Annotated in this window: 1 protein-coding gene; it reads left to right on the plus strand. The window is 39.2% G+C overall.

The annotated features are described in order from the left end of the window. Nucleotides 1–267: 267 nt before the first annotated feature. A complete protein-coding gene (locus IQR33_RS06680; RefSeq protein WP_025633956.1) occupies nucleotides 268–519 on the plus strand; it encodes a hypothetical protein in 252 nt (83 codons plus the stop codon). The last annotated feature ends 80 nt before the right edge of the window (nucleotides 520–599 follow it).

Raw genomic sequence — 599 nt, forward strand, 5'->3', positions numbered from 1 at the left:
TAACGTATATAGTTAAGCATACTTTACAAAGATAGGTTTCTTGTTACCGTGACTAAAGACGAATACATTGAGTGCTATAAACGAAAAGGTTGGACTACAGCACACCTAGCCAATCGGTGGGGGTTTAGCAAGGTAAGAGTCTACCAAATTGCAGAGGAAGTTGAGCTAGGGCATAGTAAGAAACAAGCTCATATAGATATGCTTAACGGGCTACCCAAAGCGCCAAAATCTATTCGAAAACCCTATAAAGAAAACTAGGAGAAGCTTGTGAAAAGGCTTGAGAATGTAATGGAGAATAACAACCTAGCTTTGAGCTTTGGTCCTGCAATAGACTTCTTTGTTGACTGGGGCTTCAAGATAGCGCTTTTAATTTTTGTAGTGGTGTTTATTTCATCTCTAATCACTACTTACTTCAATGGTGCACTACATACTAATGCTCTGTCTGTATTTGGATTGACAGGTTATTTAATCGCTAGTGCTATATATCAAGGCCTGAACGATCATCATCGGGGATACTAATATAAATTTTTCATTTGGCGCTATACAAGAATTGAATCGCGTTCCGTCGCCGGAACGCTGTGAGTCAAAACAAGGTCAAA

The organism is Vibrio sp. OPT46 (genome assembly GCF_015163535.1).
Lineage (GTDB): Bacteria > Pseudomonadota > Gammaproteobacteria > Enterobacterales > Vibrionaceae > Vibrio > Vibrio alginolyticus.